Source organism: Pseudomonas sp. NPDC085632 (genome assembly GCF_044541255.1).
In the GTDB taxonomy this organism is placed as follows: Bacteria; Pseudomonadota; Gammaproteobacteria; order Pseudomonadales; family Pseudomonadaceae; genus Aquipseudomonas.
Map to the genome: position 1 here is coordinate 12,410 of NZ_JBITSX010000047.1, position 23,652 is coordinate 36,061.

At 60.3% G+C, this 23,652-nt stretch carries 21 protein-coding genes; 8 read left to right on the top strand and 13 right to left on the bottom strand.

Going from position 1 to position 23,652, the window contains the following annotated elements; all coding sequences use genetic code 11:
* Positions 1-23: 23 nt before the first annotated feature.
* The 7 genes from ACIF4X_RS23330 to ACIF4X_RS23360 all read left to right on the top strand — a co-directional run bounded on the left by ACIF4X_RS23330 (position 24) and on the right by ACIF4X_RS23360 (position 7,644).
* Entirely contained in the window at positions 24-488 is a 465-nt protein-coding gene (locus ACIF4X_RS23330) for a (2Fe-2S)-binding protein (RefSeq protein WP_397483906.1), read from the top strand.
* Entirely contained in the window at positions 488-2,701 is a 2,214-nt protein-coding gene (locus ACIF4X_RS23335; protein ID WP_397483907.1) for a molybdopterin cofactor-binding domain-containing protein, read from the top strand. Before ACIF4X_RS23330 ends, ACIF4X_RS23335 begins: the two co-directional genes overlap by 1 nt.
* Before the next feature lie 6 nt (positions 2,702-2,707).
* The gene (locus tag ACIF4X_RS23340) at positions 2,708-3,601 is read left to right on the top strand and encodes a LysR substrate-binding domain-containing protein (protein ID WP_397483908.1); all 894 of its coding nucleotides are present in this window, start codon (positions 2,708-2,710) and stop codon (positions 3,599-3,601) included.
* A 170-nt stretch (positions 3,602-3,771) separates the two neighbouring features.
* Positions 3,772-5,268, top strand: coding sequence for a helix-turn-helix transcriptional regulator (locus ACIF4X_RS23345; RefSeq protein ID WP_397483909.1), 1,497 nt, complete (start codon positions 3,772-3,774; stop codon positions 5,266-5,268).
* 138 nt (positions 5,269-5,406) lie between these two features.
* Positions 5,407-5,664 carry a DUF1652 domain-containing protein gene (locus ACIF4X_RS23350; protein WP_397483910.1) on the top strand — a complete coding sequence of 86 codons (258 nt, stop codon included), beginning with the start codon at positions 5,407-5,409 and terminating at the stop codon, positions 5,662-5,664.
* 1,117 nt (positions 5,665-6,781) lie between these two features.
* On the top strand, positions 6,782-6,994 hold the full coding sequence (locus tag ACIF4X_RS23355) for a hypothetical protein (RefSeq protein ID WP_397483911.1): 213 nt from the start codon (positions 6,782-6,784) through the stop codon (positions 6,992-6,994).
* A gap of 35 nt (positions 6,995-7,029) precedes the next feature.
* Entirely contained in the window at positions 7,030-7,644 is a 615-nt protein-coding gene (locus ACIF4X_RS23360; protein WP_397483912.1) for a trimeric intracellular cation channel family protein, read from the top strand.
* A gap of 101 nt (positions 7,645-7,745) precedes the next feature.
* Here the strand turns inward: ACIF4X_RS23360 and ACIF4X_RS23365 are convergent, their stop codons facing one another.
* Together ACIF4X_RS23365 and ACIF4X_RS23370 are read right to left on the bottom strand one after the other, a co-directional pair.
* A complete protein-coding gene (locus ACIF4X_RS23365) occupies positions 7,746-8,513 on the bottom strand; it encodes an SDR family oxidoreductase (RefSeq protein WP_397483913.1) in 768 nt (255 codons plus the stop codon).
* A gap of 22 nt (positions 8,514-8,535) precedes the next feature.
* On the bottom strand, positions 8,536-9,603 hold the full coding sequence (locus ACIF4X_RS23370) for a phosphotransferase family protein (protein ID WP_397483914.1): 1,068 nt from the start codon (positions 9,601-9,603) through the stop codon (positions 8,536-8,538).
* Between the two features lie 190 nt (positions 9,604-9,793).
* Here ACIF4X_RS23370 and ACIF4X_RS23375 point away from each other — a divergent pair, with 190 nt between their 5' ends.
* Positions 9,794-10,189: a DUF4280 domain-containing protein gene (locus ACIF4X_RS23375; protein ID WP_007911072.1), complete on the top strand. Its 396-nt coding sequence runs from the start codon at positions 9,794-9,796 to the stop codon at positions 10,187-10,189.
* Positions 10,190-10,387: 198 nt separating this feature from the next.
* Here ACIF4X_RS23375 and ACIF4X_RS23380 read toward each other — a convergent pair whose 3' ends face one another.
* The 11 genes from ACIF4X_RS23380 to tssC all read right to left on the bottom strand — a co-directional run bounded on the left by ACIF4X_RS23380 (position 10,388) and on the right by tssC (position 23,621).
* Positions 10,388-10,930, bottom strand: coding sequence for a toxin-antitoxin system YwqK family antitoxin (locus ACIF4X_RS23380; protein ID WP_397483915.1), 543 nt, complete (start codon positions 10,928-10,930; stop codon positions 10,388-10,390).
* Between the two features lie 12 nt (positions 10,931-10,942).
* On the bottom strand, positions 10,943-12,958 hold the full coding sequence (gene tssI, locus ACIF4X_RS23385) for a type VI secretion system tip protein TssI/VgrG (RefSeq protein ID WP_397483916.1): 2,016 nt from the start codon (positions 12,956-12,958) through the stop codon (positions 10,943-10,945).
* A 29-nt stretch (positions 12,959-12,987) separates the two neighbouring features.
* Positions 12,988-13,956 carry a hypothetical protein gene (locus ACIF4X_RS23390; protein WP_397483917.1) on the bottom strand — a complete coding sequence of 323 codons (969 nt, stop codon included), beginning with the start codon at positions 13,954-13,956 and terminating at the stop codon, positions 12,988-12,990.
* 20 nt (positions 13,957-13,976) lie between these two features.
* Positions 13,977-14,891, bottom strand: a complete 915-nt coding sequence (locus tag ACIF4X_RS23395; RefSeq protein WP_397483918.1) for a hypothetical protein — start codon at positions 14,889-14,891, stop codon at positions 13,977-13,979.
* Positions 14,892-14,927: 36 nt separating this feature from the next.
* Entirely contained in the window at positions 14,928-15,761 is an 834-nt protein-coding gene (locus ACIF4X_RS23400; protein ID WP_397483919.1) for a hypothetical protein, read from the bottom strand.
* Positions 15,762-15,795: 34 nt separating this feature from the next.
* Positions 15,796-18,339 carry a type VI secretion system ATPase TssH gene (tssH, locus tag ACIF4X_RS23405; protein WP_397483920.1) on the bottom strand — a complete coding sequence of 848 codons (2,544 nt, stop codon included), beginning with the start codon at positions 18,337-18,339 and terminating at the stop codon, positions 15,796-15,798.
* 2 nt (positions 18,340-18,341) lie between these two features.
* Positions 18,342-19,367: a type VI secretion system baseplate subunit TssG gene (tssG, locus tag ACIF4X_RS23410; RefSeq protein WP_397483921.1), complete on the bottom strand. Its 1,026-nt coding sequence runs from the start codon at positions 19,365-19,367 to the stop codon at positions 18,342-18,344.
* On the bottom strand, positions 19,331-21,124 hold the full coding sequence (tssF, locus tag ACIF4X_RS23415) for a type VI secretion system baseplate subunit TssF (protein WP_397483922.1): 1,794 nt from the start codon (positions 21,122-21,124) through the stop codon (positions 19,331-19,333). Before tssF ends, tssG begins: the two co-directional genes overlap by 37 nt.
* Positions 21,108-21,551: a type VI secretion system baseplate subunit TssE gene (gene tssE, locus ACIF4X_RS23420; protein ID WP_397483923.1), complete on the bottom strand. Its 444-nt coding sequence runs from the start codon at positions 21,549-21,551 to the stop codon at positions 21,108-21,110. The genes tssF and tssE overlap by 17 nt, the downstream gene beginning before the upstream one ends.
* Positions 21,552-21,566: 15 nt before the next feature.
* Positions 21,567-22,064 carry an Hcp family type VI secretion system effector gene (locus tag ACIF4X_RS23425; RefSeq protein ID WP_397483924.1) on the bottom strand — a complete coding sequence of 166 codons (498 nt, stop codon included), beginning with the start codon at positions 22,062-22,064 and terminating at the stop codon, positions 21,567-21,569.
* 75 nt (positions 22,065-22,139) lie between these two features.
* A complete protein-coding gene (gene tssC / locus ACIF4X_RS23430; protein WP_397483925.1) occupies positions 22,140-23,621 on the bottom strand; it encodes a type VI secretion system contractile sheath large subunit in 1,482 nt (493 codons plus the stop codon).
* Between the last annotated feature and the right edge of the window lie 31 nt (positions 23,622-23,652).

Genomic DNA, 23,652 nt, shown 5'->3' on the forward strand with positions numbered 1-23,652 from the left:
GGCCGCTCTTTTGGAGCCTGACAATGATTGCATTCACGGTTAACGGCGAACGACGCGAGCTGGATGAAGCGTCCTCCTCCATGCCCTTGTTATGGGTACTGCGTGATCAACTGAAACTCACCGGCACCAAGTTCGGTTGCGGCATGGGCCTGTGCGGTGCCTGCACCGTGCACCTGGACGGCGTTGCGGTGCGTTCCTGCCAGTTGCCGGCGGCCGCCGTCGCGGGCCACAGCATCACTACTATCGAAGGCTTGTCGCCAACGGAAAATCATCCGTTGCAACTGGCTTGGGTCGCCGAAGATGTGCCGCAATGCGGCTACTGTCAATCCGGGCAGATCATGTCTGCCGCCGCGTTGCTCAACACCGGCGCAACGGTGACCGACGATTCGATCCGCAATGCGATGTCCGGGAATATCTGCCGCTGCGGCACCTACGGGCGCATCAACAAAGCGATCAAACGTGCGGCGAATGCGCCGAAGGAGGCCTGATGAGCCTCATCGACGACACCCGCATCGAACTGCCGCGCCGGGTTTTTCTCAATCAAGCGGCGACGGTTGCTTCAGGTTTGGCGATTGCCCTTTATCTGCCGAGCGGCACCGCCGCCAGCGACCCGAAAGCGCCGGCACCGGCCAGCGAATTCGAGCCCAATGCCTGGGTGCGCATCTTTCCCGACGGCACGGTGAAACTGGTGGTGCACAAGCACGACTCCGGCACCGGCACGCAAACCGCACTGGCCGCGTGCGTGGCTGAAGAGCTGGACGTCAACCCGATGACCGTGCAGGTCATCACCCCGGAAGACCCGTTTTTCGAAACCTACATCCATCCGGTCTGGAAAGTCTTTTCGACCGGCGGCAGCACCAGCGTTTCCCTCGAATACGATCGCTTGCGCATGGCCGGTGCCACAGCGCGAGCGCTGTTGATCACGGCAGCGGCGAAGCAGTGGAAAGTCAGCCCTGACAGCTGCACCACCGAGGAAGGTCGGGTGGTGCACAGGCCAACCAAACGCAGTCTCGGTTATGGCGAACTGGTCGGCGTCGCGGCGAATCTGCCCGCCCCGACAAACGTCACGCTGAAGGATCCGACGCAATTCAAATACATCGGCAAACTGCGCCACAAACGTGATGCGGCGGCCAAGGTGTGCGGGCGTTTCAAGTACAGCATCGACGTGCAACTGCCAGACATGCTGGTGGCGGTGATTCAGCGTGCGCCGGTCCTGGGATCGAAAGTGCTCAGCGTCGATTCGGCGGCGGCTTTACAGGTGCCGGGTGTGCGCAAAGTGCTGGCGATTCCGGGGCGCCCCGACGTGCTCGGCGGCAATCTGGAAGGCGTTGCAGTGCTGGCGGATAACTTTTGGGCGGCGCAGCAGGGCCGTAAGGTGCTGGACATCAAATGGAGCGATTCAGCGCTGGCCGGGTTCGACAGCGAGCAGTTGGCCGGCGCGCAAGCCAAAGCCATCGGCGATCCAGCAGCACAAACCGTCAAAGCCATGACCCAAGGTGATGTCGCCGGGCAATGGGCGGGCGCGGCGAAGTTGATCGAAGCCGATTACACCATGCCCTACAAGGTGCAAAACCCGCTGGAGCCGATCTGTATCACCGCACAGGTCAAGGACAAGGCAATTACTTATTGGGGCGGCGTGCAGGTGCCGTCTTCGGCACTGGAGGCGGCGCAAACCGTGTGCGGGATCGACAAGGCCAATGTGACCATTCATGAGTTGGTGTCTGGCGGCAGCTTCGGTGCGCGGGAGGCGAAATACTGGTTGTTCGAGGTCGCGTATCTGGCACAGAAAACCGGCGTGCCGGTGAAACTGCTCAATAGCCGCGAAGACGAAATGCATGCGCTGTTCAATCATCCGGCCACTTTGCATCGGGTCAAAGGTGCGCTCGATGCGCAGGGCAAACTCAGCGCGCTGCAACTGCACGCGGTGTCGCCAGCCTCGCCGGAACAGTGGGAACCGGGTTATTTCGAGCGTCCGGACAAGATGGATTACAGCACCACCGAGGCGATCACCGCGTGGGACTTCGCCTACCGTCCGCCGCACCTGGAGCTGAACTGGGTCAAGCATGAAACCAACGTGCCCAGTGGTTGGTATCGCTCGGTGAGTTTCATCCCGAATGTGTTCGCCGTGGAAAGCTTCATGGATGAACTGGCCCATGCTGCCGGTGAAGATCCATTGGCGTTCAGGTTGGCCAATATGCAGGAGCGGCCACGGCACGTGGCAGTGCTAAAGCAAGCTGCCGAGCGCGCCGGTTGGGGTAAACCGCTGCCACCCGGCACGGCGCTGGGGATCGCGACCAATCAGGGTTACACCAGTTTTATTGCGGTGGTCGCGCGGGTGACCACGGTCGATGGCAAGTCGCAAGTCGAGAAGCTCACTTGTGTGGTCGATTGCGGTCTGGCAGTTTCGCCGGGCGGTGTCGAAGAGCAGATCTACGGCGGCCTGATGTGGGGTTTCGGCCATGCGTTGTTCGACCGGCTCGACATCAAACAGGGCAGGGTGGTGCAGAGCAATTTCCACGACTACCGCGTCACGCGCATGTCCGACATGCCGGCCACCGACATCCTCGTACTCGACGGCGAGCCGGGCAAACCCGGTGGCGTCGGCGAGTTGGGCAGTCCTTCAGTGGTGCCGGCCATCGCCAATGCCCTGTTCGCGCTGACCGGCGTGCGCCAGCGTTCGACGCCATTGAACCTGGGGTAAATCGCCATGGATCTGCGTCTGCTGCGGTACTTCATGGCGTTGGCCGATGAGCTGCATTTCGGTCGCGCCGCCGAACGCCTGCACATCTGTCAGCCGCCACTGAGCCAGCAGATTCGTTTGCTGGAAGAGGAGCTGGGCACGCCGCTGTTCGAGCGCAGTCATCATCGGGTCGAGCTGACGGCGGCGGGGCAGATGCTCAAGGAGCAGGCGCCGCTGGTGTTTGAACAGCTCGAGCGGGCGTTGGATCTGACGCGGCAGACCGGGCGCGGTCAGCTCGGCGAGCTGGAAATCGGCATGATCAGTTCGGTAATGGTCGGCGTGCTGCCCAAGGCCCTGCATCTGTTTCGTGAGCGCTATCCGCAGGTCAACTGGCGCCTGCATGAGATGACCCCGGCGGCACAGGTCAAGGCGTTGAAGGAGAAACGTATTGATGCCTGCGTGTTTCGCGTGGGTTATGACGATCCGTTGTTGCGTAATGAACTGCTGATCTACGAGCCGATTCATGTGGTGATGCCGGCTGATCACCCACTGGCGCAGCGCGAGGTGCTGGCCCCGGCGGATCTGGCGCAGGAGCCGTTTGTCGCGCTGGAATTGAAGCAGTCGCGGTTTGCCAACTTCCTTTATCAGTGCTGCATTCAGGCCGGGTTCACGCCGCAGATCCGTCAGCAGGTGATTGAGGTGCAGACGTTGCTGAGCTTGGTGCGTGCCGGGTTTGGTGTGGCGCTGTTGCCGGCGTCGATCGAGCAATTGGCCCCGGCGGGACTGGTGTTCAGGCGCTTGACGCCGGCTTTGCCGGAGGTGCCGTTGTATGCGACTTATCGCGCGGATGATGCTTCGCCGGTGCTCAAGCTGTTTCTCGACACACTACGTGAACTCAGCGGCAACCCAAAACCTCTGTAGGAGCTGCCGAAGGCTGCGATCTTTTGATCTTGATCTTTAAAAATCAAAGTCAAAAGATCGCAGCCTTCGGCAGCTCCTACAGGGGGGCGAGGTGGTTTTGAATGCGTCGGCACGATCAGAGGTGGCTGCGGTCGTACTCTTCACATGGGCGTATCACTTGTGGAGATCCAATGAGCCAGGAAGTCCTGACCACCGAAACCAACCGCCGCCAGTTGCAGCAGATCATCGCCGGGCTGTCCGACGGGGTGATTCTGCTGGAGCTGGATCAGAGCATTCTCTGGGCCAACGAAGCCGCAATGGCCATGCACGGTGTCAGCCGGATCACCGATCTGGGCCACAATGCCGACGAATACGCCAAAAAGTTCAACCTGCGCTATCGCAATAATCACTCGATCAGCGCCGAAAACTACCCGATCAGCCGCGTGGCGCGTTGTGAGAGTTTTAATGACGTGCTGATCGAAGTGTCGCCGATCGACGACCCCGAGCGCATCTGGGTGCACAGCGTACGCAGCATGATTCTCACCGATCGCGAAGGGCAGCCCGAGTCGTTGGTGCTGATCATGAGCGACGTCACCGATTGGGCCAACGCCGAGCAGCGCTTCGAGAGGACGTTCAACGCCAACCCGGCGCCGGCGGTGATCTGCCGGCTCAGTGATCTGCGTTACATCAAGGTCAATCCGGGGTTTCTGGAGATGACCGGGTACAGCCGTGAGCAAGTGATTGGCACTTCTTCTTATGAAATCGACATTTTTGAGCAGGCCGAACACCGGGATCTGGCGATCCAGCGTCTGCGCGACGTCGCGACCATCCCGCAGATGCAGGCTGAACTGCGCCTGCCAGATGGCAGTAGCAAGCAGGTGATCGTGGCCGGCCAGCCGCTGACGCTCAACGATGAGGATTGCATGCTGTTTTCTTTTGTCGACATGGAGCTGCGGCACAAGGCCGAGGTGGCGCTGCGTCAGAGTGAGGAACGTTTTGCCAAGGCGTTTCGCCTGACGCCAGTACCGATCCTGATTTGCAGTGCCGACGAGCAGCAGGTGATCGACGTCAATCAGGCGTTCCTCGAGACCCTGGCCTACGACAGCGAGGACGTGCTCGGCAAAACCGTGACGCAGCTGGATTTCATCGATGACAGCGGTGCGCGCACGCGGTTGCTGGCAGCGCTTGAGAAAAACGGTCGGGTGGATCGGGTGGATGTGCGGGTGCGCAGGAAGGATGCCGAACTGCTTGAGTGTGCGCTCTCGGCCGACACCGTGAATATTCAGGACCTGCCGTGTTATTTGCTGGTGTTGATGGACATCACCGAGCGCAAACGCACCGAGCTTGAGCTGGTGGCGGCGATTGAAGAGGTGATGAAGGATGCTTCCTGGTTCAGTCGCACGCTGATCGAGAAACTGGCCAATGTGAAGAAGGTCAACTCGCCGCAATTGCCGAGCGTGTCGTTCACCGATCTGACGGCTCGCGAGCGTGATGTGCTGGGGTTGATCTGTGAAGGGCTGGCGGACAAGGAGATCGCGGCGCGACTGAAACTGGCGCCGAACACCGTGCGCAATCATGTGGCGACGGTGTACTCCAAGCTGGATCTGCACAGCCGCAGTGAAGCGATTGTCTGGGCGCGGGAGCGTGGTTTGTTTTCCGGTGGGGTGGAGGGCAAGGGGCAGCGATAGGGGTGCAAATGCACTAGCTCACATGGTGCAATTTGATGTGTTGATGCCGGGTGACTGTTCTTAGTCTGTTGGGGTGCGGTGCGAGCCTTTTAAGGTTGGTGATCGCGTCCCTTCGAAGTTGTTAAAGGAACAGTCGCAATGATGAATCTTGCGCAGTTGCGCGCGCAGCTTGAGCGTAGTTTTTCGCCGCTGGCGTGTGAGTGTCTGGTGGATGGTGATCATTCGCTGACGGTGAAGCTTTATCACCCGGTGTCGGGGCAGGTGGATCTGGTGATCAGTGGGCTGAAGCTTGATGCGTTGCGTACGGCGGAGTCGGTTGATGCTTTGATTGACGAGTTGCGGTATGAGCTTGAAAGCAATTCTTTGCGCTCTGCTCTGGGTCCGGATTTGGCTTAGGGTTTTGGGTTTTGGGTTTTGGGCTTGGCGGCCTTTGGGCCGACCATGCTTTGGGGTGTCTGGTGGGTATATCCGTTTTTTCGGGTGCTGCGGCTGGCGGTTTCGCCCTTACGGCGAGGCACTTTTTCCAGACGCCGAAAAAGTACCCAAAAAGGCTTGCCGCAACGTTCGGCCCGCTCGCTGGGGCTCGGGGTTCCTTCGCTCCGTGATCGATCCGGGGGCAGCGCCTACGGTTTGCTTCGCTGCACCTCCTCTCGCTGTGTTCGACTTCGTCGAACGGTCGCTGCGCTCCCACCCCCGGATCAATCCCTCCTCTCAGCCTGCCGACACGGCCGGTGAATCAAGATCAAGAGCTGCAGCCGAGCTAACGCTCATCCTGTTGAGTGGGGCGGCTTCGCCGCATGGGGTGTTCGCAACTCTAGGAGTGAGCCTGCTCGCGATGGCGGTCTGCCAGCCGACCGATTTTGCGCGATGTACTCAATCCCTGTGGGAGCTGGCTTGCCAGCGATGAAGGCCTGCGAGCCGACCGATTTTGCGCGATGTACTCAATCCCTGTGGGAGCTGGCTTGCCAGCGATGACGGCCTGCGAGCCGACCGATTTTGCGCAATGTACTCAATCCCTGTGGGAGCTGGCTTGCCAGCGATGGCGGCCTGACAGCCGACCGATATTTGCGCAATGTACTCAATCCCTGTGGGAGCTGGCTTGCCAGCGATGGCGGTCTGCCAGCCGACCGATTTTGCGCAATGTACTAAATCCCTGTGGGAGCTGGCTTGCCAGCGATGGCGGTCTGCCAGCCGACCGATTTTGCGCAATGTACTCAATCCCTGTGGGAGCTGGCTTGCCAGCGATGGCGGCCTGCGAGCCGACCGATTTTTTCCTGAATACACCCAATCTAACTGTGGGAGCGAGCTTGCTCGCGAAGACGGCATGTCTGGCAATGCACATTCCAATCCGCCAACCCGCTAAACCCGCAACGCAAAATCGACAGCCATAAAACTCCGATACGGCCGATTCACTGGCGCTTGCAGAGCGCTCGTCTATAAAGAATGAGTGGTCAGGTCTTCTGTGGTCGGTTGGGTCGCGGAAGTTGCTCTTCCATTCATCGCGGGTCGTCCTATGAACAATCTTGGGAAACGCGTGTTGCCGTTGGCTTTTTTTGCCGTTTTGCTGGCGGGTTGTGCCAGTCCTCCACCGCCTCCACCCGTTGCGCCACCTCCGCCACCGGAACGTACTTGCCAGGTGCTCGAAAACACTGAAGTCGCCGGTGATATGTACGTCGACGGGCAGGTCACTCGCCACATCACCACCACCCGTTGCGTCACGCAATAGCGCACGCAGGGCGCCAGTCCCGGGTTGAGCGGATTGTGTTGGTCGCCGACCTGGCCGGTACGGCGGTGTTTGCCGTGGAAGGCGCCATTGCGGCGATGCACAGTCAGCTCGACTTGCTCGGGGTGATGGTGATTGCGTTTATCGTCGCCCTCGGCGGCGGGGTCACTCGTGACTTGCTGATTGGTGCGACGCCACCCAATGCCGTGGCCGACTGGCGCTATCCGGCACTGGCGTTTTTCATGGGCGGGCTGGCGTTTGCCTTTCATGAACAGGTGCTGGGCTGGTCCGGTTCGACGCTGATCGTGCTGGATGCGGCGGGGTTGGCGCTGTTTGCCGTGGCCGGTGCGCAGAAAGCGCTGAACTTCGGGATTACGCCGTTTGTGGCGATGCTGATGGGCACGATCACCGGCGTCGGTGGCGGGGTGATTCGCGACATTGTGCTGGCGCGGATACCAGTGGTGTTGCAGGTGGATTTGTATGCGAGTTCGGCGTTTGTTGGCGCGGCGGTGTTGATTGTTGTGCGCAGGCTGGGCGTTTCACCGGTCGCGGCGGCGTTGCTGGCGGGGGCGGTGTGTTTGATGTTGCGTTTGCTGTCGGTGCATTTTGGCTGGCAACTGCCCAAAGTCCAAGGCTCATCGCAACCCCTGTAGGAGCTGCCGAAGGCTGCGATCTTTTGATCTTGATCTGCAAAAACAAAGTCAAAAGATCGCAGCCTTTGGCAGCTCCTACAGGGTCGAGTTGCAGTTCTGGATCAGGACAGGAAACCGCCGTCCACATTCAGCGCAACGCCTGTGGTGTAGCTCGACGCATCACTGGCCAGGTACAACACCGCACCGGCCATTTCACTCGGATCCGCCACGCGCTTGAGCGGGATCTGCGTCAGCGCCTGCTTGAGAATCGCGTCGTTCTTCACCAGCGCCGAGGCGAATTTGGTGTCGGTCAGGCCCGGTAGCAAGGCGTTGCAGCGGATGCCGAACTGCGCGCATTCCTTGGCGAAGACCTTGGTCATGTTGATCACCGCCGCCTTGGTCACCGAGTAGATGCCCTGGAAGATCCCCGGCGAAATGCCGTTGATCGACGCGACGTTGATGATGCTGCCGCCACCGTTTTCGCGCATCAGTTTGCCGGCTTCGACCGACATGAAGAAGTAGCCACGAATGTTCACGTCGACGGTCTTCTGGAACGCGCTCAGGTCAGTGTCCAGCACGTTGCAGAACTGCGGGTTGGTTGCAGCATTGTTGACCAGAATGTCGAGGCGACCGAACTGTTCCTTGATCCCGGCGAATACTTGGGCAATCTGTTCCATTTCACCGATGTGGCAGGCCACTGCGGTGGCTTTGCCGCCCTCAGCAATGATCGCATCGGCAACGTGTTGGCAGCCGTCGAGTTTGCGGCTCGAGACGATTACGTGGGCGCCTTGCTGGGCGAGCAGTTTGGCGATGGCTTCACCGATGCCACGGCTGGCGCCGGAGACGAAAGCGATCTTGCCGTCGAGGTCGAACAACTGAGTCTTGGACATAAGGGTTCCTTTGTGTGGGCCGTCAGAGGCTCGATTTCGCAATGACCTGCAAGCTCATCTGCTCCAGCAGTTTGTTCATGTGAATGAACTGCGCGAAGCGTTTGTCCTGGGTCTGGCCATGGTAGAAGCGGTAGTAGATCTGCTGCACGATGCCGGCCAGACGGAACAGGCCGTAGGTGTAGTAGAAGTCGAAATTGTCGATCTGGATGCCCGAGCGTTCGGCGTAGTAATCGACGAACTCGCGGCGGGTGAGCATGCCCGGCGCATGGCTCGGCTGGCGACGCATCAGTTGCACCGGCGCCGGATCGTCCGCCTGAATCCAATAGGCGAGGGTGTTGCCCAGGTCCATCAGCGGGTCGCCAAGGGTGGTCAGTTCCCAATCGAGCACGCCGATGATCTGCATCGGGTTGTGCGGGTCGAGGATGACGTTGTCGAAGCGATAGTCGTTATGGACGATGCTCGAGGTCGGGTGGTCGGCGGGCATCTTGTCGTTGAGCCAGGCCTTCACCGCTTGCCAGTGCGGCGCGTCCGGGGTCAGGGCCTTTTCGTAGCGTTCGCTCCAGCCTTTGATCTGGCGGGCAACGTAGCCTTCTGGCTTGCCCAGATCACCGAGGCCACAGACGTTGTAGTCGACGCGGTGCAGTTCGACGAAGCGGTCGATGAAGCTCTTGCACAAGGCTTCGGTTTTCGCTGAGTCGAGGCCCAGTTCCGGCGGCAGCTCCGAGCGCAGGATGATGCCGTTGACCCGTTCCATCACGTAGAACTCGGCGCCGATCACTGACTCGTCGGTGCAATGCACGTAGGCTTTCGGGCAATACGGGAAGCCGTCGCGCAATTGATTGAGGATGCGGAATTCGCGGCCCATGTCGTGGGCAGACTTGGCTTTGTGGCCAAACGGCGGGCGACGCAGGACGAATTCCTGTTCCGGGTATTCCAGAAGGTAGGTCAGGTTCGACGCACCGCCGGGGAACTGGCTGATCGCAGGCAAGCCGCTCAGTCCTGGAATGTGCGCCTTGAGGTACGGATCGATCAGGCTGGCATCGAGCTCTTCGCCAGAGCGGATACGGGTGGACTGGTCAGTAAGCGCCATGCTTATCCCTTCTGCTTATTTTGGAGGCCAGACATCATTGGCTAATCTAATGGTGCGCTCGGGCAGTCACAAGCGCAGGTCGGTCTTATAGGTTAGCGTGTTGCCGGATAATCACCTTTGAGAATGTGCGCGACGGGCCGCAGCAGACTAAGGTTTAGCGGGTATGCCATGGGCAAAAAGGAGCGTTGAAATGGGCTGTCCGCAAGTCTGTGCCACGGCCACGTTGCAATGCAGCTTCGGCGCCGCACCGTCGATGCTCAATGTGCTGCCGGTCAATCGCACGCTGACCGGCGGGATGCCGGCGGCGAACATCATGGATCACATCCCGCTGGTGAATATCTTGCCGTTTGGCGTGTGCATGAGCATGGCCAACCCGATGGTCGCCGCCGCAACGGCGGCGGCATTGGGAGTGTTGACGCCGATGCCGTGCATTCCAGCGACGGCCACGCCGTGGATCCCTGGCGGGGCGCCGACGTTGTTGTTGGGCGGGATGCCGGCGATCGATGCCAACTCAACGTTGATGTGCAACTGGGCGGGGGTGATCAAGATCGTGGTGCCGGGGCAGATGCAGATGTTGATTCCTTGAACCGCTAACCCTCACCCCAGCCCTCTCCCGGAGGGAGAGGGAGCCGACCGAGGTGTCTATCGAGATACATCGACCTGAACGACCGAGTCGATTATGGATTCACAGCAAGTCTTCCCGGTCGGCGTAATTCGCGAATCTCCCCCGATCAGTCCCCTCTCCCTCTGGGAGAGGGCTAGGGTGAGGGGCTCTTCCGGGCTTTCAGGCCTGCTGCGGATCCGCCCACTGCCGATACCACCAGCGTACCCGCGAAATCGGCTTGCCATCCGCCCCCAGCGGCCGCCCATCCTCGGCAAATCCTTGCCCTGGCTCCAGCAACTGCCCATTCACATAGCGCGCCTCCACCGCCGGTTTGCCATTCGGATGAAAGCGCTGATAACGCCCCTCCCGCACGCCATCGCGATAAAACTCCGCCTCCGCCACTTGCCCATCCGGGAAGTAATTGAACGCTTCGCCATGCAGTAACCCGCGTCGATACGTCGCCTTGCGCTGTAAAAAACCCTCAGGCGCGTAAAAACTCGCCACGCCCTGCAGCTTGTCGCGCACAAACGGCATCTGCGCCGAGACCTTGCCGTTGGGGTGATAGAGCAGCGACGTGCCCTGCAATTCGCCCTGGCTGTAATTCAGGTCCGCCTGCTTGCGCCCGTCATCCTTGATGTTCAGCGGCCCATCAAGCTGACCGTCCTGCAGACGCCCCTTGAGCTGCTTGTCATCCTGCTGCAGATCCAGCGGTGTGATCGCCATGGTTTCTCCTTGTCAGTTGACCTGGACCAGACCGCCCTTGATGGTCAGCATGCCGCCGCCGTCCACGGTCTGCGAGGCTGCGCCCTTGTTGGTCAGACTGATGCCGGCGTCGTTGGTCAGCGTCGTTCCGGCTTTGTTGTCCAGTGAAGTACCGGCCTGATTGGTCATCGCGGTGCCAGCCTTGTGCGTGATCGAGGTGCTGGCCGAGGTTGCCAGATCAGCGCCACTCTTGACCGTGAAGCTGCCGCCGCTTTGCAGAGTCAATGTGCCGCTGACTTTAATCGTCAGGTTGCCATCCACGGTCAGGCTGTAATCGCCGGTGACCTTGTCGGTGTAGTTGCCGCCGGTGCTGTGGTTCTGGTCGGCGCCGACCTTCACCGTGCGGCTGTCCTTCACCTCGAGGCTGTCGCTGCCGGTCTGGATGGTCACGCTGCGTTTGCCTTTCTGCAGCGTCACCGTCTCGTCGCCGTCCTTCACTGTGCGGGTGCGCGCATTTTGCACCGTGAGGGTTTCGTCGTGGCCGACGGTGGCAGTGGTGTCGTTGAGCACGTTGATGTTGAAATCCTTTTGCGCCTGCAAGAACACCTCTTCGGCGTCCTTCTTGTCCTCGAAGCGCAGCTCGTTGAAACCACCGCCGCCCTTGGACGACTGGGTCTTGATCCCCGATTGCGTCTGATTGGCCGGTAGGGCATAGGGCAGGGCGTTGTCGCCGTTGTACACGCAACCGGTGACCAGCGGCCGGTCCGGATCACCGTCGATAAACGTGACGATGACTTCCTGACCGATGCGCGGGATGAACTGCATGCCGAAGCCTTTGCCGCTCCACGGCAAAACCACGCGCACCCAGCAGGAGCTGGTTTCATCGTTCTTGCCGTCGCGATCCCAGGGGAACTGCAATTTGATCCGGCCGTACTCGTCAGTCCAGATTTCCTCACCGGACTTGCCCACGACAATCGCAGTCTGCGGATGCATGCGCGGCTTTGGCGTGACACGTTGCGGGCGAAACGGCGTGGTTTTGGGTATCGCTTCAAAACGGTTGCGATAGCTTTCGTGGCTGACGTCATGGGTGACCCGCGTCACCACCCAGTCGATATTCAGGCTCGCGTCGTCATGCCCATCGAGGGTGAACCAATGGCCCGGAATCAGCCAGCGGCAGTCGCTTTCGCCGACAAAACGTTTCTCTTCACTGCGCAAACCGTCGACGCGTTGCTTGGTCAACGCATCGCCGCGCGCCTTGGCGTTGTAGCCGCCCGGGTGCTCGTAGATCGAACGCGGCCCGGCGACCGCTTCGGCCTGGCCGTAAAGTGAAGTGGTCGGCGTGGTGAACTCATAATCCGTGGCCCGATACACCCCGGCGACCGCTTGCAGGCACACCTGCCCGGAGCGAATGCCGTGCAACTCCCGCTCGCCCAACTGTTGGCCCAGATACTTGATCTTCGGCCCGTTGGGGATCGGCACAAACGCGTCATTACTGTCGCCGAGTACCAGCGTGTGCTGGCCGTCGTCGTGGCTGAAAAACCAGAAGATGCCTTCTTCCTCCAGCAGCCGCGAGACGAAGGCGAAGTCGGTTTCACCGTACTGCACGCAATATTCACGCGGCGTATAGCTGCCGGTCAGCGAGAGTTTGAAATCGCTGAAGCCGTGGGCCTTGAAGATCGTGGTGACGATGTCTGAGGTCGCGAGGTTCTGGAACACGCGGTTGTTGCTGGCGAGGGTCAGCCACCATAACCACGGGCGTAAAACGAGTTGATAACGCTCGGCGGTGGCGTCGGCGGGCAGTTGGCGAATTTCCGCGACCAATGCGTCGAGCACGCGCAACTGCTCATCGTTGTGCAGAGCGGTGGTGACGTGGCTGGCCACGGCGCTGGTGAGGGAGAGCGAGAGCGAGGCGCCGTCGTTTAGACCGTTGAGGATTTGCGAACCGAGCCCATTGAGGGCTTCTTCACCGGACAGCGACTCAGGATAAAGCGCCGACAATGCGACGGCGGTCAGGGAGAGCGTTGTATTGCTGTCGGTGGCACGTGGCATTGATTAACCCCAATGATCGGTGAGCGTGATTACTGTTCTTCTTCCTGTGCTGGCAGAACCCACGGCGCGTCAGCCGCGGGAAGATCGGCGAAGTTGTTATTCTTCACGCCATTGAACAGCGCGACGACATACTCGCCATATTCTTCAACGTGGTCTTTTTCGATTTTTGGTCGGTCACCGTCGCCCGATGCACTGGTGCGGGTGTCCGTAGCAGGCAGTTCAATATCTACATCGAACTGCGCCTTGATCCACTTCACATAGATGGCAATCCATCTTGCACAGGACTCGCATGCACGTTTTATCCCGCCAATCGTGGCAGTCTGGTGAGCATTCAGCGGGGAAGCGCCGATTTTGGTCTGGGTGAGCAGACGCAAAAGCTTCAACTCTGCATGCGACGGCAAACTGTCGTTGAGCAAGTTGATGGCATTGGTATTGGTGTTGTAGTTTTTGGTCATCAAGCTCTTGCTGCCGGCAGGTTTGGTCAAGCCGGTGGCAACCCCCGCGTCGGTGAGTTTTCTCACCGCCCACAGTATGCGTTGCGCCTGGGTGTCGACCGGGATTGTCGGATTCTTCTTGATCATGTTGCGAATGAGCGTCAACTCTTCAGCGCTCAGATCCGTCACTGCCGTACTTGCCGCCGCGTAAGTACAGGCGGTTTTTTCCGGACCGCTGTAATCGGCCGTAAAGGCACGCCCCAGCGAGGGGATCTTCGTCGTGTGCTCCATTTTCAGCAGCGCGTGGCAGAACCGCATACATTGCAGGAACGTGTCGAGGTTGGTCACGCCAAATGCCTGGAAGAACTTGTCGACTCTGGCGTGTTCCCCATAGTTGCAGGCGATGAACAGGCGTTCATCGATCTTCATGCACTGAACTTCTTCGACTTTGGTCCCGACGGCCTTGTCACTCAGTTCGCTTTCCCAGTTTTTCTGTCGGGTCGCCGAGTTGATGATGGTGGAAAAGAGCACCAGATCTTTGGCGTTGTAGCTGGAAATAGGCATGATCTTCCTTGTATCCGGAGTTAGCCAAGTGCTGCGTTCAGGTAAAACATGACGGGGAAATGGTCGCTGCGAATCGGGTGACCCAGACAATACGGGGCGATCTCCAGGATGTTGCCCCAGCAATCACTGTTCTGCCGCAGGCTCGCATCACATTCCGCACGCCAGTGCTGTGCATGCATGACGTAGGCATAGTCGAGCAACAACAGCACGGGTTGTAGATCACAGGCTTCGATGCCTTGGTCGAACATGTACTGCGGCAAGTACGACTTGGCCGTGAGGTGCGTATCTTTGCCGTAGCCTTGAAGGATGCTCAGTTCATGGGCAGCCTGCGCGAGGGTGACATTTTTAATGCTCAAGTGGGTGTAACCCGGATTGGACGGCACCAAGCGGTTCATGCCTTTTATTTCGGCGTAGGCCTGCGTCGGGATGAGGTTCAAGTCACCACCGAAAAACAGCAGATTCTTGATGCCGAGCATGGCTTTGTTGTCCTGGATGAAGCCGATCGTGTCGACAATATTGCCCGGTGCCATGAACGAGGCGTTGGCGTGATAGAACGCGAACCCGAAGGTTGATTCGATGTGGCGAATGATCAACGGCGCGCGTTGTTCCGTATGAGACAGAATGTAATTGTCGGTGACGTTATCGAATTCAGTACTGATGTCGTTTCGCAACAGCACCATCGAGCCGAGCGTGGTGTGTTTTTTCTTGCCACCTTCCTGCGTCAACGTGGCGATCGCCGTGTAGCTGCCGGTCAGGTCGGCAATCAGGCTTTCATTGATGTTTCCGGTTTTGCCTGCTTCGAACAGGGCGATGATGTGGGGCTTTTTTTGCGAGATATAGAAATCCAGAAACTTCTTTTTGTCGGTATAGGCCTGTGAGTGGTTGCTCTTCTGATTGTCGAAATGTTGAGCATTCCAGATCATGATCGAATACATACAAGCCTCCCTGCGTTTGCGCTACATTCAGCCAACCTAGATGCACCGACGCCACCGGTACCACGTCGCGCCATTGTCAAGAACAGTCGCCCTCACGGGCGTGCGGCCGGTCATCTGCTCCTGGTAGCTCCAGTGCTTCTTATTGAAGAAAGTGATCTTGACGCTGAACAGAAGCTGGTCCGCACCAGTCAGGATCGTGAGCAGTTTTTTGCCGCGATCCTTGACCCAGGCTTTACTGTAGTTTTGGTTCTGCTGGGCATTCATCTCATTGATAAAAAGAATCATGGAGGCATACAGCTCGGCGGTTTTTACGAAGTGTTTCGAGAACTTTATTTCTCTCAAATGGCTGAAGTCGTCTACGTTGGCATCGCCTGGATCATCACTTCGATGCTGGGGGAGCGGGCCTTCGAGAATATTCCACGATGACCATGAAATAGCTTCAAAGAGGTCGGACTGTTCCTCGCCGTCGAGCTCATCGGCGGCAACAAGACGACCATTGGCGATTTGCGCAACCACCGCTTTCCATTGCGCATAGGTCTGAGTTTCCAACTGCAAGGTAGGCATCAAGGTGCTCTTGATTACTTTCAGTTTTCTCTTGATCTCCGGGAATCGCCCACCTTTGGCTCGCTGGCTGAAAAGATCCACGCACATGTCCAGCAGATCGTCATCGGCAATGACATACAGCCAGTTCCAGAAATCTCTCAAACTGTTGAAGGGTATCTGGTGATGCCAGGTCAACGGGAATGAACGCTGCGTCATTTCCGGCACCAGATCAATTTTCCGTGAATAGTGCATTGTCAGGTCCGAGTGGACCCATTCCCGATGGCCGTTGCTCGGAAAGCGGGCGGTGATGATCGGTGAACTAGCCATGTCCTGTTTTTCCCCTGTTCGCCTGTTTTTGACGTCACTCTAAAACCCACTCCGCCAGCTTCCCGGTCACTTGGGTCATCAACACATTCTCGACATCCCGCGCACCGGCTGCGCTGCACTTGGCGAGCACTGCTTTGACAATCCCTGCATCAAACTCGAACTGCTTGCCGGTTGCCGCCTTGTAGCGGCCGCGCAGTTTTTCCAGTTTGGCGAGCACAATCCCTTCCAGCGTCGCCTCATCCAGCGGCCGATAGGCAACCACGGTCATCCGTGCCAGAAACGCCGGGCGGAAGGCTTGCAGCAGGACTTTGTGCAGCGCTTCGTTGAAGGCATCCGAGCCCAGTTGCGCAACGGGCGTATCGAGCAAAAGCTCAGCGCCAACGTTGCTGGTGGCGAGCATTACGGTGTTCTTGAAGTCCACCACCAACCCGGTGCCGTCCTCCATCAAGCCTTTGTCGAAGACGTTGTAAAACGCCTCCAGCACATCCGGATGCGCCTTCTCGATTTCATCCAGCAGCACCACCGAATACGGTTTGCGCCGCACTGCTTCGGTCAGCACGCCGCCGCTGCCGTAACCGACATAACCGGGCGGGGCGCCTTTGAGTTGGCTGACGGTGTGGGCTTCCTGATATTCCGAAAGATTGATGCTGATCAGGTTGCGCTCGCCGCCATACAACGCATCGGCCAGCGCATACGCGGTTTCGGTTTTGCCGACGCCAGTAGGGCCGACCAGCAGGAACACGCCGACCGGTTTTTGCGGATCGGTGAGGCCGGCGCGGTAGGCCTGCAAGCGTTGGGCGATGGTATTGAGCGCCGTGCTCTGGCCCATCACCCGTTGGCCCATGCGCGTGCCGAGGGTACGCACGGCGTGGGCTTCGTCGGCGAGCATTTTGCCGACGGGGATGCCGGTCCAGCCGGCGATCACGGCGGCAACGGTTTTCGCGTCGACCTGTTCGGGCACCAAGGGATCGTCCTGGCGGATCGCGTCGAGTCCTGCCTCAAGTCGCAGCAGTTCGCCAGCCAAATGATCGATGCGACTGTCGGTGGCTTCATCGGGTTTGTCGCTGTCGGCGCGTTCGCTCAAGTCGAGCAATTCACGGCGGGTTTCGAGCAGTTCGCGCACGGCCACGCGCTCTTCGCCCCAGCGAGTTTGCAGTTCGCGGATGGCCTGCACATTGGTTTTCGATTCCTCCTCCAGCAGGGTGATGCGCTCACGGTGATCGAGACCGGTGGCTTGTTCGCGGCGCAGGCGTTCGACTTCATCCTTGAGGCTGTTCTGCCGGTGGCGCAGGCTTTCCAGCGGTGGCGGCACGTCGTGCTGGCCAAGGGCGACGCGGGCACACGCGGTGTCGAGGACGCTGATGGCTTTGTCCGGCAACTGGCGACCGGAAATGTAGCGATGCGAGAGTTTCACCGCTTCATGGATCGCCGCATCGAGCACTTGCACGCCGTGGTGCTGTTCAAGTTTGGCGGCAACGCCACGGAGCATTTCCACGGCGGTGATTTCGTCCGGTTCTTCAACCTGCACCAGTTGAAAGCGACGGGCGAGGGCCGGGTCTTTCTCGAAGTATTTTTTGTATTCCATCCACGTGGTGGCGGCGAGGGTGCGCAGTTCGCCTCGGGCCAGTGCCGGTTTCAGCAGGTTGGCCGCGTCACTGCCGCCCTCGGCACCGCCGGCGCCGATCAGCGTGTGGGCTTCGTCGATGAACAGAATGATCGGTTTATCGGCGTTGCGCACTGCGTCGATCACGCCTTTCAAGCGTTGTTCGAATTCGCCTTTGACCCCGGCGCCGGCCTGCAACAGGCCGAGATCGAGCACGCGCAGGCTGACTTCCTGCAGCGACGGCGGCACGTCCCCGGCGGCGATGCGCAGGGCCAGACCTTCGACCACCGCCGTTTTACCCACGCCGGGTGCGCCCACCAGAATCGGGTTGTTCTGTCGCCGCCGCAAAAGAATGTCGATGCACTGGCGAATCTCGCCATCGCGACCGACGATGGGGTCGATGCGCCCGGCGTGGGCATCGGCAGTCAGGTCCTGGGTGTATTGATCCAGCACCGAGTCCTGGCGCGGCGCGGCACTTCCAGAGGACGCTGCGGAACGCGGCCCGACGTGCTCACGCGAGTTCTCAGTCCACTCCAGCCAATTCGCCCGCAACGCTTCCTTGGGAATCCGCAGCAACGACGAGGCACTGTTGAGCAGCAGGCTGCGACGCTCATCGCGGTCAATCAACGCCAATAACAGCAGCCCGGAACGAATGCTCTCGAGTCCCAACACGCTGGCCTGCACCACCGCGTCTTCGAGCAGCCCCAACGTGTGCGAAGACAGCGCCGGTGTGCGTGTACTGCCAGCCTTGAACAGGTCCAGCGCCTTGTTGATCTCTGCGGTCAGCGCATCACGTTCCAACCCGAAGCGCGGCAGCAGAAAGGCGAAGTCGCCGCCCTCGATATCCAGCAACTCCAGCAACAAGTGCTCGATTTCGACAAAGTGATGCCCGCGCTGCAAGCAGCGTTGTGCGGCGCGTTCGAGGGCGCGGCGGTTGTCCGGGTTGAGGCGTCCGATCAGGCTGGCCAGTTCCATGTTCAGGTGATCTCCAGCTGACGAAGACGGGTTTCGATGGTTTGCACCGCCAAGCTGGCCTGACGTTGCAAGCCACCGTTCCAGCTGAGCAGCGCCGGCGCCTGACGGCCGAGTTTCATCGGTCCGGCACCGCGCACCAACAGCACCAGTTTGACGTCCAGGTCCGGGCCGAAATACAGCGCGGCGAGGCTGGCCAGCGCCGGGTGTGTTTCGCCATCGGGCAGAAACCGTGCGGCCTGTGCAGAAGGCAATGGCCCCAGGGTCAAACGAACGCCGGCGTGTTCATCCCAGACCCGCTTGCCCGCGACGGCGCTGCGCCCGAGCTGCAAATTGCGCCCGCCAGGTTTCATCAGGCTGCGACTGGCCGGAGGAATCTCGCGCCAGGCACCTTCATAGGCACTCAACGCGACCGGCACGGCAAACTGCTCGCGTACGATCGCCGCGAACCCGGCCAGTGAACGGCGACCGTCGGCAAACAACGCGGTACTGGCCAGCACCGCACAATCCGGCACGGCCTGGCGTTCCTGCAGCGCTTTGGGCAACAGCCCGGTCAACGCCCGCAGTTGCGCTTGCACCGGTGACGCGCCGGGTGTCACGAAGCCCAGGGCGATGCGGTGTTTGCGCATCACCTTGTAGAGCAGGCTGAGCAGGCGATGCTGGAACAGGTCGAGGAACTCGGCCGGCGCGTGATCTTTCGCCCGTGCCCGCTGTTGCAGCCATTCCTGATAGGCGTAGGGCAGGGGGCCGTCGGGCCCGCCGAGGCCGAAAACCGGCGTATCAATAGTCAGTGGCTCGCCCGGTTCTTCGTGCAGCGCTTCGATCTGGCTGGCGGCGAACATCGGCGTCAACGGGCCACGCAATTTCAGCGCTTCGGCCTGAGGCGAGGTGCCGCTGCCCAGGGACTCGGCTTGCGGTTGTTCACGTTCCAGCAGCAACAGCGCCTGCAACAATTCGAATGCCTGCGGATCGCGGCGCAAGCGTTGGCTTAACGTCAGAGCGACAGGGGCATGCCGGCTTGGGGTTGCCATGCCTTGACCTCCTTGTCGGACTGCATCAAGACCGTGCGCACAAAGCGATTAGCCGTGGCGTACAGCGAAAAGAACTGCGCCAGCACCGCCGAAAACAACACCGCGCTGCTGCCGACAAAATGTTGTGGGTCTAGCTGCAATTGCACTTGCAGGCCATTGCGCCAACCGCGCCAGGCATCGGTGCCGACATGGCCAATCACCCGTTCGCAACTAAGGCTCAGCAAACCTTCAATCTGCCGTAACGCGCTGGCTTCATCGCGCAGGTTGTGCAGATGCAAAATCTCTTTCAACGCATCCAGCGCCTGCGGCCCTTCCACCAGCGACAGATGATTGAGGGTCAGTTGCGACACCAGCCGCCAGCGCGAATCGCCGTCCAGACGTGGCAGGCTTTGCGGGCTCGGTGGATTGCGCAGGCGTGCCCACGCGACCGGGCCGGGGCGCTCGAAACCCAGTGGTGTGCCCGCCGGCAAGCTCTGCGCCAGGTGCCGATTGGTGCACAGCAGTTCGGCGGTCAGGCTGTAATCGGGCAGATCGGTCTGCGGCTCGAAACGGGTGTCGACCACGCTCACCAGCAAGTCGCTGCCGAGCCGGTTCGGCGTCATCCCGCTGACACGCCGCGCGTGCCAGTAGCGCTGCTGATCGCCGCCACTGTGCTGACTGCCGTAATACGCCGGCAGGCGTTGCACGCCGGCGCTGGAACTGGCGCGCATGCCGCGAATGCTGTGGATTTCGACGCTGTTTTCGCGGTGGCTGTCGGCGATCAAGCGGTACTCGCTGCGGGTGCCGTCCGGGCGCAGCGGCTCGGAGGTCCGTGGGAACAGGTTGATGACTGGCGCGCAGCCGAGGGTGATGTCGCTGGCCTGCAAGTGCAGACGATTGCCCGGGGCGCGGTCGAAGACGATGTACAGGTACAGCGTCTGGCTGTCACTGCTCACGCCGCGCATGGGCAGATCGAAAAAGTGAAATTTGTCCGGGAAGGCGAAGTACTCGGCCAGCAGGCGCATGCCCGGGTGCACGCCGTCTTCGTCGGGCAGCAGCGCTTCGTCATCACTGAAACCGACAATCTGTGGCAGACCTTTGAGCGCCATCGGCACGCTGCCGGGTGAGCCTGCCAGCACTTGCACTGCGTGGGCGCCAAGCAAGTCGTAGAGGCAGGCATTGATGACCGGCGAGGCGGCCAGGTGAATGCGCAATTGCTCGATGCCGAGGTCGGCCCATTGGCTTTCCCCCAGGCAACGCAGGCTCAAGCGCAGGGCCGAGCGAGACTGCGCGACACCGGTCAGCGCCTGCGCTTCATCACTGCCCAGCAACAGCGCTTCAGTCACCTCGATCGGCCACAACTGCACGGCGGCCGTGGTGCGAAAGTGGATGCTCTGGCCCTTGTCGGTGGTGACAAACAACGGCGTGTCGCGGGGCAGTGGATAGCCGGCGTCGAGGTTGCCTTTGCTCGGGTCCGGTTCGAACTGAACGATGGCGCAGGACGGCAACGGCCGCATGGCCAGCGGGTAAAGCTGTTCGAGCAGGGCATCGCTGAACTCGGCGTAGTCGTCATCCAGGCGTCGTTGCAGACGCGCCGCCAGCAACGCAAAACCTTCCAGCAAACGCTCGACATGCGGGTCGGGGCATTCGCCGGGTGACAGCTCCAGGCGCCGCGCTACTTTCGGATAACGCTCGGCAAACTGGCTGCCGGCATGCCGCAGCCAGGTCAGTTCGCGTTGGTAATAGTCGAGCAGTTGCGCGTCAATCGAGTCGCTCATGGCGCACCTCCAGCCCTTGGCCGCCGGGCTCGATGACAAACGCCACCGGCCAGTGCTGGTGGCCACTGCGCAACTCGCCGAGCAGGCGAATGCTCATGCGTTGCGGTTGATCGGGCAAAGGATTGACCTGAACATCGCCGAGTTTCAGGCGTGGTTCGAAATGGGTGATGGCTTCACGGATATCGCGCGCCAGGCGCCGACGGTCATCGCTGCGCTGTTGTTGCAAAGCGCTCCAGTCGGCGATGCCGTAGTCGATTACGCTGGGTGGCTGGGTCAGTGTGCGCGGGCCACGCCGGGTGTTGAACAGGCGCCCGAGCTCGGCGTGCACCGAGTCGAGCAAGTCCTGCCGATCAAACGCCCGGGCGCCGTCAGCCTCGCTCGACGCGAGGCGTTCGAACAGTGGGGGAAGCATGCCGGTGCCTGCCATGGCCGCGACGCCGGCTTAGCTGACAAGCTTGTTGGCGGCCATGTCCCAGGTCGATGCGGCCGTACCTTCCTTGGTGCCGTCGTCTTTCTGCGCGGTGAGCTCCCATTTGATCTTGGTGAAGTTCAGCGACAGGGTTTCTACCGGTTTGCCGCCCGTACCGCCACTGACACTGACGTTGGAAATCACCACGTTGGTCAGCGTGTAGACGATGAATGGCAGAAGTTGCCCGCTGCCCTCGGCGGCGTTGCGACCGATGGTGATCTTGGCTTCCGGAATGGGTTTGCCGGCGCAGCAGTATTCGTTGAGGGACGGTGTCGAGGTGTCGACAAACTTGGTCAGGGTGAACTCGCCGACGTGAGGTTTACCGGAAGTCCGTTCCGAGTTGCTGACGTCGTTGGTGACTTGCATCGCCACGTTGTGGCTGTAGGACATGACTTCGATCTTGTCCGCATAACCTTCGAGCAAGCTATCGCCTTTGATATCGCCGCCGAGGTCGAGAATGATTGCATCCATCGCTTGAAACTCCTGAAAGGTGTCGCGCTAGATAAACGAAAGCCCCCGCCGCACTGACGGCGGGGGCGAAGCAGGTCAGGCAGCAACAGGCGGTGGCAAAGTCGCCACCAGGCGGATCGATGCAGTCAGTTCCTCAAGCTGGAAGTGCGGCCGCAAAAACACCGTCGCGCGATAGGCACCGGGCTTGCCGGCGACTTCGGTGACGTCCACGCGCGCTTCACGCAACGGGTACTGCGCCTTGATTTCCTGCGGCGCGTTGTCGTTGATCAGCACGTAGTCGGCGATCCAGTTGTTGAGGTAGGTCTGCACGTTGTCGCTGGTCATGAAGCTGCCGACCTTGTCGCGCATGATCACCTTCAGGTAATGCGCGAACCGCGAGGCGGCGAGCACGTAAGGCAACATCGCCGAGATCCGCGCGTTGGCGTTGGCCTCGTTGGTGTTGTAGACCTTGGATTTGTTGGTGGTCTGGCCGCCGAAGAACACCGCGACGTCACTGTTCTTCTTGTGGCACAGGGCGATGAAACCGAGGTCGTTGAGCTCCTTCTCGCGGCGGTCGGTGATCGCCACTTCGGTCGGGCATTTCAGCGACAGGTCGCCGGAACTGGTGCGGAAGGTATGCGCCGGCAAACCTTCGACCGCGCCACCGCCTTCAGCGCCACGAATCGCCGCGCACCAGCCGTACTTGGCGAACGCTTCGGCGATGCGTTGCGACAGCGCCCACGCGGCATTGCCCCACAGGTATTTGCTGTGGTCGGTGCCGTTGACGTCTTCGACGTAATTGATGCCTTCCACCGGTGAAGTGTCCGGGCCATACGGCAGACGCAGAAGGAAATGCGGCAGCACCAGCGAGACGTAGCGCGAATCTTCGCTCTCGCGAAACGAGCGCCACTTGATCAGCTCCTGGCTCTCGAAGACTTTCGACAGATCACGCGGCACGGCCAGCTCAGTGAAGCTGTTCATGTCGAACAGACGCGGGCTGGCGGCGGCAATGAACGGCGCGTGAGCCGCGGCGGCAACGTTCGACAGTTTTTCCAGCAGGCCAATGTCCTGCGGGTGGCGGCCAAAGGTGTAGTCACCGACCAACAGGCTGAACGGATGGCCACCAAAGGTGCCGTATTCCTCTTCGTAGATCTTTTTGAACAGCGCGCTCTGGTCGAATTCGACGGCTTTTTCCAGGTCGTTCTGCAACTCCTTCTGCGTGACGTTAAGCAGGCGCAGTTTCAGCCGGGTGCTGGTTTCGGTGTTCTGCACCAGCAGGTGCAGACCGCGCCACGAGGCTTCGAGTTTTTGCAGGTCAGGGTGGTGCAAGACCTCGTTGAGCTGGGCGCTGATCAGTTCGTCGATCTGGCTGATGCGGTCGTTGATCATCGCCACGGTGTCCTTGTCGATGGCCATGCCTTCGTCGAGCACCTGGGTGGCGAATTCCGCGAGCATGTCGCGGGCGTAATCCTGCTGACTGTCATCGTGGGCCATGCGGCCGTCGAGAATGATCTGGTCGAGCAGGGAAAGTGTCTCGGTCGTACTGTCGCTGGCTTGTTTCTGAGCAGAAGCGGGCATGGCGAATTCTCCCCTCGATGTAAGTGGACGA